Below are 19,473 nucleotides of genomic sequence, written 5' to 3'. Positions count from 1 at the left end.
TGACAGAAAGTAAAAAAACTCCCAAAGTCAAGAACCTTGGGAGGGTCATTTTAGGTTATATTCAACCCAGTCTAGCATCGGTATTTGATTAGTATGGATCATCAAATGAAGTACCGACATTTGCTTCTAACCACTTGGCGATCGCATTTTGGCTTTCTTGGTCTGTTGCTAACCTTTCCATCATTACCACAACATCCATTTCTGGGACATCTAGAGAATATCCATTTACTTCAAGGAAAGTTGCCATCACTGCGAAAGCGACCCTTTTATTGCCATCTATAAAGGGATGGTTTTTTGCCAAACCATATCCATAGGCTGCTGCTAAATCAAATAAGGTTGGTTGACCATATACAAATAGATGTCTAGGTCTGGCTAAACTAGCCGATAGCAGATTTTCGTCCCGAATACCTGGACTTCCCCCATGTTGTGCAATTTGATCACCATGAATAGCTCTGGCTATAGCTTCCGATATCCACAGCGGTTCCCTCACTTAGCCAGCTCCCTCAACGCATTTTCATATTTTTTGCTGACTTTCTGATAAGCTGCCATTACTGTTTCAAACTCAGGGTCTTTCGTGGTGATTTCAACACCATCAGCGGTTTCTGTGATAAATACAGTATCTCCCTCACCAACATTCAGCTGTTGTAGGATCTCTTCAGGTAGAGTTATGCCTAGGGAATTACCAATTTTATTAATTGTGAGCTTGTACATAGTGTAAAGGGAGTTGGGAGTCGGGAGTCGGTAGAAATCCTATATTATTATATATATATCATTACTATAAAAACCGCTATATAATATTCTCTATTCTTTCTCCCCACACTTCCCGCGCCCGAGCCCCAAACTCTTCTCCCTACTCCCCATCAACGAGACAAAATCAAATTCAAAACATTCAACTCATTGGATGTCAACAAATACTTATCCGTAAACATCTTTGTTCGGAGTTGCTCTAGGGAATAGCTATTAAATACAATAAACGGAAAATCTTGATACTCCTGACCAATGGGTAAAACAGTATCAACAGGGTAAAATTGGCGAATATAACTACTCAGAATCTTACGAAATCCAGCATCTTCCGGTTCTTCCGGTTTAGAAGCAAAATATTTCTTCAAAGCCTCCCCAGCAATAAAGGTAAATAACGGCAACGCATAATATTGATCAAATCCTTGAGATTTCTGCTCAAACCATTGGGTTTTAGGAGCTGAATTGCCAAGGGTTTCCAGTAACTCTATGCCATCCTTGAGCCCAGAACGTAGGTTTTCTGGATAAGACTGACTGTCACTCATCCTTTTCATAGTTTCCAACAGGTCATCAGTAACAGCTCTCGTTATTTTTACCAACTTGATCTGATAGGTTTCCTGTAATCCATTAGGAATCGGTACCACCAGCAACCCACCACTAATGTAACCTGTCTCAATAGCGCCTAAGTTTAGTAATTTATCCAACCCATCGTTAACCAACTGATTAAATTGGTTATTGAAAAACTCTACTAAAGAAAGATAATTGGATTCTGCTGTATCCCTAACCAAAAACTCCGCTTCATCGAGTAACTGCTTTAGTCTAGTAGACACTTCCTTTAAACGATGATCGGATCGTTTCCGGTAAGATTCTTTGTTAAGCTCACGGATTAGATTATCTATCTGAGCAGTAAACGTATTCCCTGCTGCTGAAATCGACTTACCTCCGATGGGAATTATCAAAAAATTCTTGCGACCAATCTTTCCATAGCCCTGGATTCGAGTCATGATCGACCCTTTCAAAATTAATAGAATATTCAAAAGACTCAGCACACTTTCCTGGATAAACAGCTGCTGTTGTTGATCATCTTCGGCATCATAATAAACAGAACGCTCAGCTAAATAGAAAATAAGTTCTTTATCTTGATCATCCAGAGTCTTAACTAATCCATCGTCTTCGTACTGACCACGACCTCTGTAAATTACCTGAATCACTTCCATCAGATTCTGCTCAATCTCGAACCGAGGAATTTCCACTAGGATATGCTTAGCCTTGGGAAAGGATAGACCTCGACTCCCGGAAGCGGTCATAAACACCACCTTTACCTGATTCTTATACTGCTGGATTTGCTCCTTTTCCGATTCAGATATATTAGCATGGATTTCCAAATAATCCTGATACTTTTTAAACTCCCCTAGCTCCTTTCTAATCCTTTCAATTAGTTCCGCTAATCTCCGCTTATTCTGGATATAGACCAGTATTTGGTCAACATCCGACCGAGCCATTAATCCCTGGATATCTTGTAAAATTGTTTTTTGAATAGATTTGACTAAATTATCCTTTTCTTTGAAATTAGCCTCTTTCCTAAATCGACAAGATTCTACCAAAACTTTGTAAGTAATATCTAAATTGCTAGCTGGGTAGGAATTAGCATTGATAACCGTTGCGTCTAAACGTTTAAATTTAAACCGTTGCTTTGACAGGGGTAATCCCAAACCATAATTTTCCGAATTTCCCAAACTCCGGAAGTAAATCTTATCCGGTTCCGATGAAGATTCAGATAAATGTTGTTCAATGACACTTGGATCAACAATCGAGGCATCTGCTAGAATTATCTTGGTGTTAAAGCCATGGCCAGAATCCATCAATTTATACTTAGATAGTATAGCGTGAATACCATTTAAAAATTCAACTCCTCCATCATCACCAGTTATCTCATCGATCATGATAAATAAATGCTTGATTCTGCCAGAAATAGCCTGCATCTTAGCAGGAATAACCAACCCTGCCCTCTCGTTGTAAGCGTTTCTGAAAATTTTCTCAAAATGCTTTAAGGTGTTACCGGTCTGAGTGGCTTTCAAAGACTGGATAGACACCGTAGCAACAATACTATTAGACTTATGCTCATCAATAAGGCAATAAATGGCTTCACAAATACTATTTAAAACCCCCTTAGACTTCTTGCCACGGTCTTGAATTTTATCATCCGTTAAGTGCTCCAGACGATTCGAGCGCTTTCCCAATCGTTTAATCGTTCTACTATCGAAAAAATCAACATCTTTGCTCTTCAAATTTCCTTGATGCTGATTCCAGAGGTATTGGACAGTGTAGCGTCCAGAGTTGTCTGAAATTAAATTAGCATTAGTGTTGATAGTGATTACCCGATTATCGCACAACTCTCCGGTAGCTGAGTCTTTAAACTTTTCAATAATGTCAAGATTGACTTGTTTCCTGGGACTGACGTAGAAAAACAAAAATCCCTGGTCAACATGAGCCTTGAGAAAGTTTGCGATCGCAGTCGTCTTCCCAATGCCCGGATTGCCTGTTAAAAACAGATAGGTCTGGTCAGAAAGCAGCGCCTTCCTAATCAATTCCCCATGAGCATCCCGCAAATTCATCGGTTTACTTAACTCCAGTTCCTTGCTTAGATCGGGTGGCACCTGAGCAATAGAATTAACAAACCCCTCGATGTGCTCTTTATGATTTACTTTGGTTATCCTATCTGGTGGAATTGCTAACAGATTATCCACAAACTGCTTACCTTCCTGAAAACTGCGATAAGCATTCCGTTGGATTTGCTTTAACACCAGCTGACGGGCATCCTTAATCTCCTTAGGACTAGAATCATGTTTATAGATCTCGTGACAGGTTTCCAAAACCTCTCGATTCGTCTGGTTTACAGACATCGCACTAATTCCGCGATCGCTATAGCCCACTACATTACATACTACCGGTGTTTGCTCCGATAAAATACCAATCTCTCTCAGGAATTGATGAAAGCTATGAGCATAACTACCCGCCTGAATTAACTTAGTAGTTTCCTTATCTCTGACCTTAAATGCTGTAAAGTAACTCTTCAGCTCTTTAGCAAACTTAAAATCCAAGTTTTTCGTATCTAAGCGGAGATTAGAAAAAACACTTTTAGATTTTAAATAGTTAATCTCGCGAATTAATCCATTCCGGAGAATCTCTACATAATCCAAGTTTTCAATATCCGCATCTGTCTGAATGGAAAATACTGACAAATCTACACAAAGCACCCGAAACTCTTTACCGCGATATCCTAGCAGCATCAGAGTATCGGCTTTCAGAAACTCCCCTTTCTTAGAATACTCCCTAATTTTACTGTTCACATTGTTAACAGTAAAATTATTAACCTGAGCCACATTATTCCTAGAAGGTCTGGTTTGAGTAGCTAACTCCTGATAAAATTGAGACAATACCTCACTATACCATTGGTCATCTCCTTTACAATAGGTACCGATACTATTATCATCACAGAAACAGCACTGGTAATAGACAATTTCCAGATGACGCCGCTTATGTTTATCACTCCAACCGATAGCCTTGAGATAGTCCCTAAAGAAATTCAAACCCGATAAGAAGCCTTTCTGAAGGAAAAACGTACTCCATTTCTCAGCCATCTCTCTTTCCAAAGGACTGATCAGCTTATCCACAATCCGCTGGAGGATCTTCCGAAACTTCAGTTGCTGCAAATCGTGACAATATAAATTACCAAAATTGTGCTTAATCTTCTTTTGCTCAATGTCAGCTAGAATTCCAATATTAAATCCAACTTCAAAGAGGCGACCTAAATCTTCTGCTATTTTAGTCATTTTTAAAAGTAGGGTGCGTTAATGAAATGTAACGCACCATTTGTATGTTAATTTTCGGTGCGTTACGCTCACGGTCATCTTATCACTTAATCACTTGATCACGGTGCGTTACGCTTACGCTAACACACCCTACTTTATCACTTAATCACTTGATCACGGTGCGTTACGCTTACGCTAACACACCCTACCATCCAAACCGACTATTCATACCAAATTTCTTGTGGTTTTTCTTTCCTGGTATCCCTTGCCCAATCGCTTGGATAAATTCCCTGAGCGATAAAGCGATGGATACTTGAATACTGCCAATCTTGGGGATTTTTGCACAATCGATGATGCACAGGATTATTATGAATATAATCACAATGTAGAGCAAAATCCCGTTCATCCCTAATTAAATGCTCCCAAAAACGGCGTTGCCAAAGATTGCTTTCTTTTCGCTTCTGTCGTGAGGTAGAAACCACTCGATCAATTCCTAATTCTTGTCCATAATGTTTGGTTACATAGGTTTTAATTAATCGCAATCTCACTGAAAAATCTAGCTCATCAGGGGGTAAAGTCCATAAACAATGAAAATGGTCTGGTAATAAAACAAAAGCATCAATGTAAAAAGGATATTTTTGCCTTACTTTTTCCATGGCTTCTCTGAGAGCTTTTCTAGCTATATCACTACAAAGCCAAGGATGTCGTTTATAGGTGACTTGTGTGATAAAGTAGCTTCCCCCAGAAACACGAGGTCTTCTATAATTAGGCATTAGCTTAGTAGGGTGCGTTAATGAAATGTAACGCACCATTTGTATGTTAATTTTCGGTGCGTTACGCTTACGCTAACACACCCTACTTGATCACTTGATCACTTAATTTTCGGTGCGTTACGCTTACGCTAACGCACCCTACTTGATCACTTGATCACTTAATCACGGTGCGTTACGCTTACGCTAACACACCCTACCGCTAAGAACAATTTAATATATTTCTGACTTCAGTTAAAAACGCCAAGCAATTAAACTTACCCTTACCTCTCATATGATTAAACAAGGACAAAGCGCCAACAGAATAATCCCCAATCAAATTTTCATAAGGGTCTAACTTAAAACTAATCTCTTTTGCCTTCTGGTATCGCCAAAAGTGAAACAGACTCAAATACTGGACTATGTCTTGTTTCAGAGGAGTATTATAAATTAAACCATTCCGAATATCTTCATCATCTAGTATCCCATCATAGATATTCAACAACGTAGCATAAGAAATTACCCCATTATAATTGCGCTGCTTCCCCACCTCAATACCATTAAAAAGATTAAAAAACACCACCGATTGCTTACTTTGGTCTTCCACTAATGTCGTCAACTCCGTGGTATCCTGAATATACAACGAACTTGCCCTAAGTGTTTCTAGCTTCACCACATAGTACTTATCAAAAAACATCGGATAGATTTTGATATCCCCATGCTCCCCCTTCAAAGCACGGATAACATCCTTGGACATAAAGAATAATCCATCATCATCCTGAGACTGAGTCATATGTAACGTACTGGTATAGGGAGCTTTTGCCACATAGATAAAATGTTTGTATCCCCTGCGATAAAAGTTGCTAACTTGATCAATCACAACCGTTGGTTCCGTAAATAATCGTTGGTGGTCATAATTCTCAGAAAAAGTGCTCAGTAACTGTAACTTGACCGCACCATCATTTCCACGTTTTACTCCCACCACTTCTCCCATCAAATTCGATAGCTTGTGCCGACTCCCCCATTTGCCATCACTTTCCCGACTGGAAACTATAATAATAGCTAACTTGTCCAACTGTGGATAGTCTAACTGCTGATTGAAACGAAATATTTTCGGCAATACCGAGTAGAGAGAGCTCATCACATTAGGAATTTTATACTTTAAATCCCTGATATCAATTCCTTGAGTATTCGACCGATGTTCCTGATTCAGTAAATGAGACAATACCATACACAACGATAGCAAAAATTTTTCGATGGGAGCCTCATCATCCTTATTACTCAGATGCAATCGTAAAATTGGAATAAATAAACGCTCCTGCTCCTCCAACAGCACTTTCAAACAGATATAAGCCAACAAAGCAAAAGTAAACCGATAAACAAAAGCCCCTTGGGAGTTTAAAGGATTACTCTTGTCTCCCTGATAAGGAAATAACACTAAATTACGCTGCTTAAAATGCTTCTTGTAGATATCTCTAGCCCTAGTTTCCTTTGGTACTAATAGTATAGGAAGCGCCTTAATCTTAGTTATGTCATCATACTCCATACTGAAGGATTGCTGTTCATCCTCAGCACCATAGCGAATATCACTAATTCTAATATTAGCTGGAAGAGTGCAAACCGAATCGCCGCCAGCATTGGCTTCTCCAATCGATAGATACTTCAGAACGTTTTTGGGATTGCCTCGCAAAACCTCCTTAAACAAAGTGTCCCTATTCTCAATCTTACTAAAATCGTTTTCTAAAATGCCTTTTTTTATGGAAATATGGAGAGGATACTCTCGGCTTGGCAACCTAGTCTTGTATGTCAGAGTATTGGTCAAACACTGCTTTAGCTGATCAATTTTAGACTGAACCTTATACTTCTCGAACCCTCGGATTATTCCTCGAAACAGTTTCTGCTTCTTGCTGTGATCTGATCCTCGTAGAGTGGGTAAAACCTTTTCATCAAAGGCTTTAATAGGATCGTACTCTAGGTCATACTTAGGAGTATAGCCTTCAGTAGACGGGTCATTACCAGCAAATACAAAGTAGTACAAAAATACGATAGTCAGTACTTTTATAGCAAAGAATTCTCCTTGGGAAGAATCTTCCAGTAACTCTTGATGCTCCTTACTATCGGGATTAATCAGATTAAGCGAATACTCAAACACCCCTTTACTACCATGAGCATGAACCTTGCCATCCAACTTGAGCTTAAGTCCAAAAATAAACTGTAATTTTCCCGACTGTTCATCGGTATTTTCCCCCAAACATCCATCTATTATAGGAATAATCGGCAACCGATTAAACGCATCTGCCCTGGAAAAAAAGTCTCTGTAGTTAACCGATGCATCACCATAATTAACCAAGTAATCCCCATCTGCTTTGTTGATATCATTGATGTACTGATTAATCAGCTTAAGTCGGCGAATCAAATCTTCCAGATAGATAGCCGATTCAGCATTACCACGACTAGCACTAGTATTAATCGCCCCTTTAAGAAACTCTAAATAATGAATCTGGGCTTGTTTCTTAAGTTGGCCAAGGGTTTCAGTATCGGCAATTTGCTTCAGTCGGTAAAAATCCGAATTAGGGTTATTTTCTAGATCATCAACAATATAATAGAGCTCTTCGCGGTCGCTTTCACTAACCCCAGTAAAATCAGCATTAATATAATTGTCCAATCCATTTCTCAGCTGACTATTAAAGTCAGCAGTATTTTCCACCGTAATCGTGAGCTTGTGAAGTTTTAGCAACTCTCTACTGTTATCAGTATCCCCCTCGAAAGTTAACCGTTGCTTTTGTAAACCAGGATAGTTACCAAAAGGATAAGTAAAATCTAAGTTTGGCCTTTTCCCTTGGAAATCTGTTAAACTAGTCAATAATTTAAAAACAAACTTCTTAATAGAAGGTTTGTCTGGCAGATCAAGAAGGGCAGACTCCAGTAATTCTTCTAAACGAGTTCTAATTTTCCCAACTTGCTTAGGAAAGTTGTCCCTAAAACCAGTACTAAAATTCACCGTAGCACTACGAACATAACTAGCAGACCCCCCTAACGGATCATGCACCGACAAAGCAGTTACCTGATTTGCGATACTATCAATGTCTATAACTAACTGTTTGCGATCGCTTGCGAGCCTAAAGGGATTTTTAGTCTGCTTAGACTCTAGTACCTTCAAAATCTTATTCAGTAAGTCACTATAATCAGCCTTAACCAAGTCATTGTCATCCGGTCTTAAAGCGTTCACCATGTTGTTTATTCCAAAACCCATCTATTTAAACTACTACCTAAAGATGGCCGGTGTTAATGGGGAGATTACGGAGTAGGGAATCGGGAATCGGGAATCGGGAGTCGGGAATCGGGAATCGGGAGTAAGCATTCAGCCGTGAGCCTTTAGCTCACGCTACGCGAACAGCGGTCAGCGGTCAGCCTAATCCTTAAAATAAATCTGGAATGGGAGAATTTAATAGTTCGATATTTTATGGAATTAGCTGATAGCTGTTCGCGTAGCGCTTAAGCTGATAGCTGATAACTTACTATAAAAAACGCTATAACTAATAAAACAATTAACCAAAATACTTATGAAAGCAATTCTCTACACACAATACGGATCACCCGATGTTCTGCAGCTCAAAGAAATAGAAAAACCCATCCCTAAGGAGGATGAAGTATTAGTAAAAATTCATAGCGCATCCGCCAATGCAGGTGACTGGCATTTACTCAGAGGAAAACCCTTCTTGATCCGTGTAATGGGCTTTGGGCTAGTAAAACCAAAAAACCAGATACTGGGAGCAGACATAGCAGGGCGAGTTGAAGCCGTTGGCAAAAACGTAGAGCAGTTTCAGCCAGGTGATCAAGTATTCGGGAACTTATCCGAGGGTGGTTTCGGGGGTTTTGCCGAGTATGTATGTGCTAAGGAAAGTGCATTAGTCTTGAAACCGGCCAATATCACCTTCGAGGAAGTGGCAGCAGTACCGGCAGCAGCACTCACCGCCCTGCAAGGTCTTCGAGATCAAGGACAGATTCAGCCAGGGCAAAAGGTTTTGATTAATGGTGCCTCTGGTGGTGTCGGTACCTTTGCCGTCCAGATTGCCAAATCCTTCGGAGCCGAAGTGACTGGGGTGTGCAGCACCAGGAATTTAGAGATGGTGCGCTCCATTGGTGCAGACCATGTCATTGATTACACTAAAGAAGATGTCACCAAAAATGGCCAGCATTATGACCTGATTCTTGATGCTGCCGCCTATCGTTCCATATTGGATTACAAGGGTATATTAACTCCCAACGGAATTTATGTCTTCGTCGGAGGTTCCACAGCTCAACTTTTCCAACTTATGTTCCTAGGACCATGGATTTCCATGACCGGAAGTAATAAAATTGTGTCCCTGTTTATGGAACCAAACAAGAAGGATTTGGTTTTTATCAAAGAGCTTATTGAAACTGGCAAAATAGCAGCTGTTATCGATAGACGATATAGCTTAAGTGAGGTGCCTGAAGCTATCAGATATCTTGAACAAGGACACGCGAGAGGTAAAGTTGTAATAACGTTGGAAGATAATTGAGTAGGGAACAGGGAACAGGGAACAGGGAACAGGGAACAGGGATTTGCGTAGGGTGCGTTAGGGACGGACTAGCCATGATTTTTCCCTTCAACGCCTGGGTTGAAAAAGTCCGTCCCGTAACGCACCACAGGGTCAAACAACAAATATGAGATGCATCCCTATTGCTATTGCCTCTTGCTATTGCCTATTGCCTATTGCCTATTGCCTAAATTACAACCCTACGATTCCTCATCCATTGGATTAGCGACATCAAAAACAATCACAAATTTAGCATCGGGCATCAGCCGTTTAAGAGCCTTCAAATGACCTTCGGCATCAGAGCGATTGCGGAACCGACCAACAACGACTCGCTGCATTTCGGGTAATAGCCGCATGATCACCCATGGATGAAGGCGTTCAGAATAAGTCATAATAAAAGTATCTCCTTTCATAGGGGAGTCAAAGCTAGCCCGCAGATTTGCACGTTTTCCGGGCTAGCTATTGACGCGGATGTTTTACCAACCACTCTTTTATAATAGCACAAATAATCTTTAATTGTAGCATATTTTGAAAATATTTGTAACAATTTTGTAGGGAGTAGGGAGTAGGGAGTAGGGTCAAGATATCTGAGGAGTTTTTTTGGTTTTGGTGATATCGTGATCTAGTTAGAGGTGGTATAAAAAAAATGCGATCGCTCTTTAAAAGCTTACTTATTTATAGTCATTACAATCCTACTGAGTTAACCTTGATACAGGGCTAAAATAGAGATGAAGAAGCGATCGCAGTATTTGGATTTCCTGCCAATTAGTACAAATGAACTAACAAATGCTTGGGTAGTCTCTGCTATAATTACGAAATTATGTAAAGTTAATTCATAGATATGGGTTTTCGGGCTAAGAGTGCACAGGAAGTATATCGTTATGCTTGGAGGCGAGATGAGCCAAATCGGAGTCTTACAGATAGGTTTGGCTTCAGCCTTGTTTTTGTCAATGATGGTTCGCCAGTGTGCATAAAATTCCTGCAACGTTATTTTGTTGACTTATGCCATCGAACAGCAGACCGCATTCGTTTTATATTTTTTTCTAACCTTGATGAGCGAGAATTTGAACAAACGTTCATGAGAATAAGCAGAGGCCGAAGTCCGCTTCAAATCATTCTTAGAATGCTTACTCCGATGAGACTTCCCTATCTTTATTCTTGGCAAGATGAATATCTTGACATGGAACCTTGGGATGAATTGCGACCAAGAGTATTTTATCCTGTTCATTCCCCTGAGCGAACACTCAGAAATTTAAATTGGAGGATTCAAGAACTTTCTGCTGTGCCAGGAGTTTATGAAGCATTTCGTTTTGCCCAACAACTAGGCATAGGTCGTCATGTTCCCTGTATTGTGGCATTTAATGATATTGGTTCTCTATCAGTTGATGTGATGCCAATCAGGGGAATGACTCCTAGGGAGATTTACGAGCATGTTAGAGAATGGGTTGACAGTTTTTATGAGAATAATCAGGTAATTTTTGATTATTGGTCAGAAGTTGAAATAGAAATTAAGCGGTTACATAAAAAATCGCAAATTCCTCTGCATAAAATTAATGAATGGGAATATCATTGTCGAAAGCTTTGGAATGAGTTAAGGATTATTGCTAATGCTATTTCTGAAGTTTCATCACTCAATCACAATGATAGAATTGGTTTTTTTAAATTTATTAATAGATATATTGACAATGAAATACTTCCTAATCAAATCATTGAATATTGTCACTATTGTCAAAAACAATATTATAATTGTATCAATAAATCATCAATTATATCTAATTTATTAGATTTTCAAAAAAAGTTAGTTAATCATCTAGATTTTGAAGAACTATATAATCAATTTTGTGAACAGCTAACATTTTATAGAGAATATTGTCATGAACTTATAAAGTATCAAACTATTATTCACGAAAGATATATTCTCACTAAGAAAGTAAAATGGCCTCTTTACCGATATTTGGACTGGTGGAAGAAAGCTGCAAGTATCGGAATTAGTTGGAAAAAGTTTAGAGAGGATCGAAATGCTTGGATACATATTCTTGATCCATCTTACCATAATGTTCGGATTCGGGATGAATTTAAGTATATTTTCCAGTTTATTCGCCAGTTTCCGTTATCCATAAATTCTAATGAAGGTGCTGAAACAGCAATCCTTGAACTTGCAAAATACTATACTGTTGATCCAGAGAATAAGCAGTGGCTTATTGCTACAGAAGAGTTTCGTAATCGGATAATTAACTACATCAGTATAATCCAGAAAAATTGTCCAAAATGGCTCATAGAAAATAATCCAAATCTAACAATTCGTGATGCAATTCCCTTAGGGAATGAGCCAGGAAGTTATGGAAATATTGATAGTTTGCCAAAAGATCATCCATTACTCACTGCAATCACTGAAATTTCAGAAAATTATGAAAGTATTGATCAAGAGAATCAACTAATTGCTGATGAATGTCGTAATCAATGTTTACAAGCTATCAGAAAATCTATTGACAAATATACATTAGGATTAGGTGATGATGAATTTAATCAAATGCGTTCTAATTTTATCAATCTTCTTCGGGAACATAGAAATCAATTAGAAACTAAGGTTAATAAAAGTAAAGAATCAATCCTTTCAGTCGGTTTATTCCAGAAACAAATCACTCCTGAAGAAATCCAGAAAATTAAAAATGAACTAGATAACTATCAAACTATTGTGAAGAGAATTGTTTATCCTCACAAAGCAGATCCTAAAATTATTAATTTATCCTTATCCCCAAAAAAATTAGTAGAAGCTTTTGGTTTAAATTATACAGATCGAGATCTATCCAATAATAATATAAATCAAAATTATATTAATAATTTAAAACGAAAAGTTGATGTTATTCCACAAGAAGAACAAAAAAATTTAGAACGATGTAAGCAGGTTATTGATAAAATAGCAGCTTCTCCAAAAGATGTTTTATCCTATGTTTTAAAAGAAACAATTCCTCTATTCATAATTGAAAAAAATTTTAGTAATCCTGAAAACATAAATTTTACTGAAAATATTGGTAATTTAATAAAATCTGGTGAAATTGTTATACGATTACTCAATTTAGATAAAAACAATTTAGATAAAAACTATGTACCTAAAATTCTTAAGTTTATTAAGGTAATTTTTAAAGATAGAGACCATCTTTCTATTCAAGTTAATCAAAAAACACGCCCTGTTGTACAGATTCTGATTTTGAGTGGGGCAGATGTTATTCCAGCACTGAATCATATACAAAATATAAATATTAACCAAATTAAGGATTCTCCAATGGTCAATTCACAAATTCAAATCTTCTCTGACTTAGATCAAGATGATAGTGTAAAATTTGAATCATCTTTATATAAAATATTTACAAATATTGATTCTATACAAGGAAGGAAAGGGCTTCTAAGTAACGGGGGCGTTAATCAATATTTTCTTGGTAATCTTGATTTTAATCTAAATATTAGTGAATTTATTACTATCTTAGTTGCAAAATTTAAACAATATAGAGTTTCTAGTCGAAAACCAGATTATCATCCTCTCATTAGCTTTTTAGAGTATCTGATTGAACAACCAGAAAGATATAATTTAGATGATCAAGATATAGATGTTTTATGTAAAATACTAGATTTTGGTAAACAAAGACTTCAATTATTGAAAACGGAAAATATCCAAATTAATATTTCTAAAATTGGAAATTCAGAACCCGTTATTGGTATAATTACAGCACTACCAAAAGAATATGCAGCTGTTCAAGCTGTATTTGACCAAGGGCAAGAGGAAAAGAAACCAGGAAAAGGGGCGGGGCGACGATATTGGTTAACGGATGTTGCCGATAGTAATGGAACTCCTCAAATAGTAGCTGTAACTTTAGCTGATATGGGAAATAATGCAGCAGCCGTGCGAGCAACAACTATGTTGTCCCATTATCCTACGGTACAATCAATTATTATGTGTGGGATTGCTGGCGGTGTTCCTCATCCTAACAAAGTTGAAGAGCATGTACGTTTAGGTGATATTATTATTTCTAATAAGAAGGGGATTGTGCAGTACGATTTTGATAAGGAGTCCCGAAAGTTTACAGAAATTCGTGCTATGCCAGTTCCCGCTAGTGCAGAGTTAGTGGAAGCTGCAAGATATTTGCGTGTTAATGAAATGTTAGGACAACGGCCTTGGGAAGATGTTATTCTAAAAGCCTTACAAAAGTTAAACTGGCAACGTCCCCCTCAAGAAACGGATCTGCTTCATTCTTCTGAGCAACCAGATCAGGTAATTCGACATCCACAAGACTCGAAAAGACTCCAAGATCAGCCTAAAATTTTCTTAGGTGCCATTGGTTCTGCGAATAAACTCCTTAAAAATCCGCAGAAACGCGATATGTTACGGAAGCAATTTGGGGTTAAGGCTATTGAAATGGAAGGTTCTGGTGTTGCGGATGCCACTTGGAATCATGGAATAGGTTATATTGTGGTTCGTGGTATTTGTGACTATTGTGATTCTCACAAATCCGATACTTGGCAACAGTACGCGGCAGTCACAGCAGCTGCTTATGTGCGTACTTTATTGAGTTCAATGTGATGTTAATTAAGGATTTAAAGTGGTTTCAAGCACTTGTCTCAATCTTTTCCAGACTATTTCTCCTTTAAACTTTTCCCAGAATGATGAAGGTTGGTCATAAAAATAAAGTTGTTCGTCACTTAAGCAGTAAACAACAGGTACTCTGTACCATAATGTATCTGTCTCAAAATCTAAAGGATTTTCTGTTCGTATACTCTTCTTAATTTCTGGTTCTAAATCCTTAACAATAGCTATAGCAAAGCAAACATCACAAGGAAGTCTTGCATTAAGAACTTGTCCAACAATAGATACAGTAGTTTTTTCTTTTCCATAGTCTAAGCATTGACTAGAATATTGTTGTAAAATTTTACTATTAATAGAGGGTAAGTAAGAGAATATGAAAAAAGCATCCCCTCTCATATTCAAGACTCCGAAAGGAATTTCAAAATTAGGTATTTTACTGACAATATGAAAGTGTTGTTCTTGATAATTCACATCATACTGAATATCTAAAGAGCCTTCTTGTCTTAATTTTAGTTCAACCTTGTCCAAATATTCATTAATTTTATCGTTAGTTTCAATACAATTAGGAGCATCACTAATTTCAGTCGCTATTTTTTTAATTTTTTCTATGCCAATAGTAAGGATTTTGTGAAATAGTTTGAGATCTTGATCAGTTAAGTTATATCTTTGAGGTTGTTGAAGGATATAACCTAAAAACGATAGTAGGGGATGATAAGCTGGGTTTTGATGGGATACTCGATAGTCTTTAAACTGAGAGACTAAACTAGTTATAAATTCATTAATGTTTGAATTAAAATTTAGCCTATTGATAAAGGATTCATCAACTCCAGCATTGATAAGAATACCTCTTCTTCCTGCAATGCCATCAATATTACTAAATATATTTTGTAATGATGCTTCTAGTTCGATAGTAAGATAGTCTTGTGATAAGTATGAGAATATTTTAGTGTTTGGCACTTTACTTAACCTCCACTAATCTAGTTGAAATTTAGTTTATAAGTTTTGAGAGTCGTCAGCATGCTGAAGGTTGGTCATAAAAAGCAAGGTTTCCTTGATGTTGCTATACACCCACCTCCCACTCCTGACCATCACTAGAAAATTTCCCCCTCTCATAAATAGTCCCTTTGGGGTGCATCTCCTCCTTCAAGTCAGTGAGATGGGCACGTACTGCCATGTATTCACTCGGAATTGCTGTGAGGATAACCGCACGAGACATACCTTGAACCTATTACTTGAATTGATTTACCTTATTTTAGGTGATTTCTTTACATCAGGACTTACGTGGTTAAGTTGATTTCGCCCCCCTAGCCCCCCAATTTTTCGGTGCGACCCGTGGCGAATTTAATTCTTAATGGGTCAAGCGCACCGGGAGGTGCAATGATGTCAAAGTCCCCCAGAATTGGGGGATTTAGGGGGCAAATGCGTAAGTCCTGTAGATATAGCCTTTGTCCTACTTATAGGGAGCAGGGAGCAGGCAAAAAATCGATCTGTGTACTTGATTAATATGAAAACTGCTGTCTAAATGAGATAAAAAAGAAGATGACAGGTAAGCATTCAGCAACCAAAGGGCTATGGACGACCAACAGATACTCCAAGTATTTATGCTCGAATACGAAAAATTGAAAGAAGAGCAAGCCCAGCGTATTGGCTTCCGAGACCAGATGATTTATATAACCCTAGGAATCTTTGGTGGTATTCTCTCCTTCGCCCTCTCCAATAAGACAAATTCCTATGCCCTTCTAGTAATTCCTTGGGTTTGTCTAATTCTAGGATGGACGTATTTAGTCAACGATGAAAAAATTTCCGCCATTGGCAAATATCTTCGCTTTACTCTAAGTGAAAAAATCAAAGCCCAGACCGGCCATACCGACCTTGAGTCTATCTTTGGCTGGGAAATTGCTCATAGAAGCGATCGACGCCGAGAAAGACGAAAACTAGAGCAATTAATTATTGACGAAATTACCTTTGTTTGCTCAGGTTTACTCGCCTTATTTACCTTCTGGTTTTCCGGAACTACTCTCCCCTGGATAGTTCATTTTATCTGCGCTTTTGAGTTTATCCTATTGCTAATCTTAGGCATAGAAATTGTCATTTATGCTGACTTAGATAAAGGTCGATAGGGAGTAGGGAACAGGGAACAGAGCCTCGTAGGGTGTGTTAGGGACGGATGCTGCTGGCGAATTCGTGAAACCCTTATTCTTCGGTAATCTGCTCCCCTCTCCCAAGGTTGGGAGAGGGGCTGGGGGTGAGGGCTGATGGGGCTTCAAGGAATGTTCACGAAATATTTCGCCAACAGCATTGTCCCGTAACGCACCGTCAGAGTTGGCATAGCTATAATAATCAGTATTCTGATAATCAGCATCTGCTCTTCTTGTCTAACTAATTTGCCATCCTAGCGAGCCATCTTCTCAAAATGTCCAATCGAACTTATGGAATTATCGGCACCGGTGCTATTGGCGGGTTCTACGGTGCCAAACTTCAAAAAGCCGGTCATAAAGTCAGCTTGTTACTCCGTAGCGACTACCACTATGTCGCAGAAAACGGTTTAATTATCAAATCAGTAGATGGTGATTTTACTCTGCCGGAAGTCGATGCCTATAACGATGTTCAAGAAATGCCCAACTGCGATGTAATCGTAGTAGCATTAAAAGCGACACAAAATTATAATTTACCAGACCTATTGCCGCCCTTAATAAACAAAAATACCATAGTGTTGCTCTTACAAAACGGTATAAATATCGAACCAGAAATTGCCAACATCATAGAAAATAATACCCTAATCAGTGGCTTGTGTGTTATCTGTTCTAATAAAGTAGGGCAAGGCCAGATTCACCACATCGACTATGGTAGTATTCTCCTAGGGCAATATGCGGCTAACTATCAAGCGGCTGGCATTACAGAACAAATGAGGGAAATTGCTAGGGATTTTGACACTGCAGGGATTCCTATTGAGTTGAACGAAGATTTGCTGTTAGCTAGGTGGAAAAAATTAGTTTGGAATATTCCGTATAACAGTCTTTCCGTGATTCTAAATGCCAGAACAGATGAAATTATGGCCAATGCCGATACGCGGCGTTTAGCAGAACAAATAATGCAGGAAGTGCTAGCAGGGGCAAAGAGTTGCGGGCGGATACTAGGCGACTGCGTTATCCAAAAAATGCTCGACCATACCGAAAACATGAATCCTTATTTAACCAGCATGAAACTGGATTATGATGGAAAAAGACCCTTGGAAGTTGAGGCAATTGTCGGCAATCCTTTACGGATGGCAAAGAAAGCGGGAGTTGATTTGCCCATGATTTCTATGCTTTATCGACAGTTGAAGTTTTTGGATGTTAGGAATCGGCTCGACACTGCTCAAAATAGGTAAGTCAGTAAATGTAGGCTGGGCAGTGGATCAGACAGATTTCAAACCAAGATTTACTAATAAAAAAAAGGTAGAGACTACATCAATAAAATCTCTACCGAATCTCGCCCTATTGGCGTGGCACACCTAAAAATGTTTGTTGGGTAGAGCTAAAGGGAAACCCAACAAAGCTTTACTGGTGTTGGGTTTCATTCTTCAACCCAACCTACGCTTATTGCACCATTTTAGATGTGTCGGTTCACTATTGGCCAGAAATTAAGGCAATAGGCATGCTAGCAATAGGCAATAGGCAAAGGGCAGAGGGGTTTAAAGTAATCCTATCCCCCCCTTATTAAGGGAGGGGGTATCTCTAGTCCCTGTTCCCTGTTCCCTGTTCCCTGTTCCCTATTCCCTTTTACCTACACAGTCACCGAAGGTTGACTACTTATATTTTCCACTAAATTGTCAGCAATCCCAGTCTCAGGAAATGCGCGCTTAATCACATAGGATTCTAACAGTGTACGCAGCCAACTTGGACACCAGCGACGCTGACAGAACTCCAATAACTTTCTCTCGAAACTACCCTCTTCGGTTGACCACTTAGCGGGGAGTTGACGATTCTCAATCACCCACCTCCAAATCGACCACATTGAAGGATCATCTTTAGCCAAATTCCACTTTTTGACTTGACGAGAGAACACATCTCGTACAGATTCTTCATTCCATTTAAATACATAAAATGGCACATCATCCTTATCAAATCGAGTGATTTGTCTAGGATTTAGGAAAGTGATTCTAGATTTTGGTTCCAGGAAAATTGTCTCGCCTAAATCCTTTGCCTGCATACATAAATCCGTATGACTTGCCAAGCTATCAAAGACTTCATCCAGTTCAATAGACTTGATCATAGAATGACGAGCTAGGATACAATGAAACTCAATAGAATCTACTGGGGTACGATGTAAATCCTGCTCAACATCCTGTAATTTAGTAGCGTAGAGCAACTGCTTTTGCTCAAACCACTTTTTACCATGCTTTCTTTGGTGAAACTTGGTTTTAATCCCAGCAACATGTACCTCAATATCAGGAGAGCCTGGTTGCCCTTGTAAAATTAGGGGAGCAACGATACCAGCTTGCTCTTGTTCAGCACACTCAACCAAACCTTTTAACCAACCAGGCTCTACAATCACATCATTGTCAATAAAAACAATGTAATCCGCATCCTTAACCAACGGTAGAGCTATGTTACGAGCAACATTAGATCTCAAATAGCTTCCCCGATGGATCAAAGTCATGAATTCATGTTTATCTGCCTGCTGTTGCAGATACTGATGGACTTGGGATGGAGCGTTACCATCTACATAGATTAGCTCAAAAGGATAAGAAGAATAATCAGCAATAATACTGTCTAAGGAAGGCTTTGTTAAACTAAACCGCTCCCTCTGAGTCACGATTAATGTTACCTTAGATAAACCCATAAGCTGATAGATTAACCACGTTATGATGTGCTTCAAGTCTATCAGTTACAACCCAAAAAAGCCCACTACTTTAGTATTACTGAATCAAGCAATTCTGGATAAATATAGCCGTTCTTATAGTAATTCTGACTCCCCATCTCCCCATCTCCCCATCAGGGTAGGTTTTTTACTTTGACCTCAGGTGTGGGGTGTGGGGTGTGGGGTGTGGG

Annotated in this window: 13 protein-coding genes; 4 read left to right on the top strand and 9 right to left on the bottom strand. The window is 38.7% G+C overall.

Annotated elements, in window-relative coordinates:
- Positions 1–88: 88 nt before the first annotated feature.
- The 5 genes from AC4II3_RS16820 to AC4II3_RS16800 form a co-directional block, all read right to left on the bottom strand.
- Positions 89–490, bottom strand: a complete 402-nt coding sequence (locus AC4II3_RS16820; RefSeq protein ID WP_488016035.1) for a type II toxin-antitoxin system death-on-curing family toxin — start codon at positions 488–490, stop codon at positions 89–91.
- Positions 487–711: an AbrB/MazE/SpoVT family DNA-binding domain-containing protein gene (locus AC4II3_RS16815; RefSeq protein ID WP_488016033.1), complete on the bottom strand. Its 225-nt coding sequence runs from the start codon at positions 709–711 to the stop codon at positions 487–489. Before AC4II3_RS16815 ends, AC4II3_RS16820 begins: the two co-directional genes overlap by 4 nt.
- A gap of 149 nt (positions 712–860) precedes the next feature.
- Positions 861–4,571 (bottom strand): helicase-related protein, encoded by a 3,711-nt coding sequence (locus AC4II3_RS16810; protein WP_488016031.1) that lies wholly within the window; start codon positions 4,569–4,571, stop codon positions 861–863.
- Between the two features lie 200 nt (positions 4,572–4,771).
- Complete coding sequence (locus tag AC4II3_RS16805) at positions 4,772–5,323, bottom strand: REP-associated tyrosine transposase (protein WP_488029119.1); 552 nt, start codon at positions 5,321–5,323, stop codon at positions 4,772–4,774.
- A gap of 199 nt (positions 5,324–5,522) precedes the next feature.
- The gene (locus tag AC4II3_RS16800; RefSeq protein ID WP_488013410.1) at positions 5,523–8,531 is read right to left on the bottom strand and encodes a hypothetical protein; all 3,009 of its coding nucleotides are present in this window, start codon (positions 8,529–8,531) and stop codon (positions 5,523–5,525) included.
- 331 nt (positions 8,532–8,862) lie between these two features.
- Between AC4II3_RS16800 and AC4II3_RS16795 the strand changes: the two genes are divergently transcribed.
- Positions 8,863–9,843: an NAD(P)-dependent alcohol dehydrogenase gene (locus AC4II3_RS16795; protein ID WP_488013412.1), complete on the top strand. Its 981-nt coding sequence runs from the start codon at positions 8,863–8,865 to the stop codon at positions 9,841–9,843.
- Positions 9,844–10,061: 218 nt separating this feature from the next.
- Here AC4II3_RS16795 and AC4II3_RS16790 read toward each other — a convergent pair whose 3' ends face one another.
- The gene (locus tag AC4II3_RS16790) at positions 10,062–10,253 is read right to left on the bottom strand and encodes a hypothetical protein (protein WP_488013414.1); all 192 of its coding nucleotides are present in this window, start codon (positions 10,251–10,253) and stop codon (positions 10,062–10,064) included.
- A gap of 449 nt (positions 10,254–10,702) precedes the next feature.
- Here AC4II3_RS16790 and AC4II3_RS16785 point away from each other — a divergent pair, with 449 nt between their 5' ends.
- Positions 10,703–14,437, top strand: a complete 3,735-nt coding sequence (locus AC4II3_RS16785) for a phosphorylase family protein (protein ID WP_488013416.1) — start codon at positions 10,703–10,705, stop codon at positions 14,435–14,437.
- A 6-nt stretch (positions 14,438–14,443) separates the two neighbouring features.
- Here AC4II3_RS16785 and AC4II3_RS16780 read toward each other — a convergent pair whose 3' ends face one another.
- Both AC4II3_RS16780 and AC4II3_RS16775 read right to left on the bottom strand, forming a co-directional pair.
- Entirely contained in the window at positions 14,444–15,397 is a 954-nt protein-coding gene (locus tag AC4II3_RS16780) for a hypothetical protein (protein ID WP_488013418.1), read from the bottom strand.
- Between the two features lie 103 nt (positions 15,398–15,500).
- A complete protein-coding gene (locus tag AC4II3_RS16775; RefSeq protein WP_488013420.1) occupies positions 15,501–15,656 on the bottom strand; it encodes a hypothetical protein in 156 nt (51 codons plus the stop codon).
- A gap of 355 nt (positions 15,657–16,011) precedes the next feature.
- Between AC4II3_RS16775 and AC4II3_RS16770 the strand changes: the two genes are divergently transcribed.
- The gene (locus AC4II3_RS16770; protein WP_488013421.1) at positions 16,012–16,560 is read left to right on the top strand and encodes a hypothetical protein; all 549 of its coding nucleotides are present in this window, start codon (positions 16,012–16,014) and stop codon (positions 16,558–16,560) included.
- 293 nt (positions 16,561–16,853) lie between these two features.
- Positions 16,854–17,810 (top strand): putative 2-dehydropantoate 2-reductase, encoded by a 957-nt coding sequence (locus tag AC4II3_RS16765; protein WP_488013423.1) that lies wholly within the window; start codon positions 16,854–16,856, stop codon positions 17,808–17,810.
- A gap of 395 nt (positions 17,811–18,205) precedes the next feature.
- Here the strand turns inward: AC4II3_RS16765 and AC4II3_RS16760 are convergent, their stop codons facing one another.
- Positions 18,206–19,237, bottom strand: a complete 1,032-nt coding sequence (locus tag AC4II3_RS16760; protein ID WP_488029118.1) for a glycosyltransferase family 2 protein — start codon at positions 19,235–19,237, stop codon at positions 18,206–18,208.
- Positions 19,238–19,473: the final 236 nt, after the last annotated feature.

This window comes from Moorena sp. (assembly GCF_982860115.1).
This window is presented reverse-complemented; position numbering and strand designations above follow the sequence as displayed.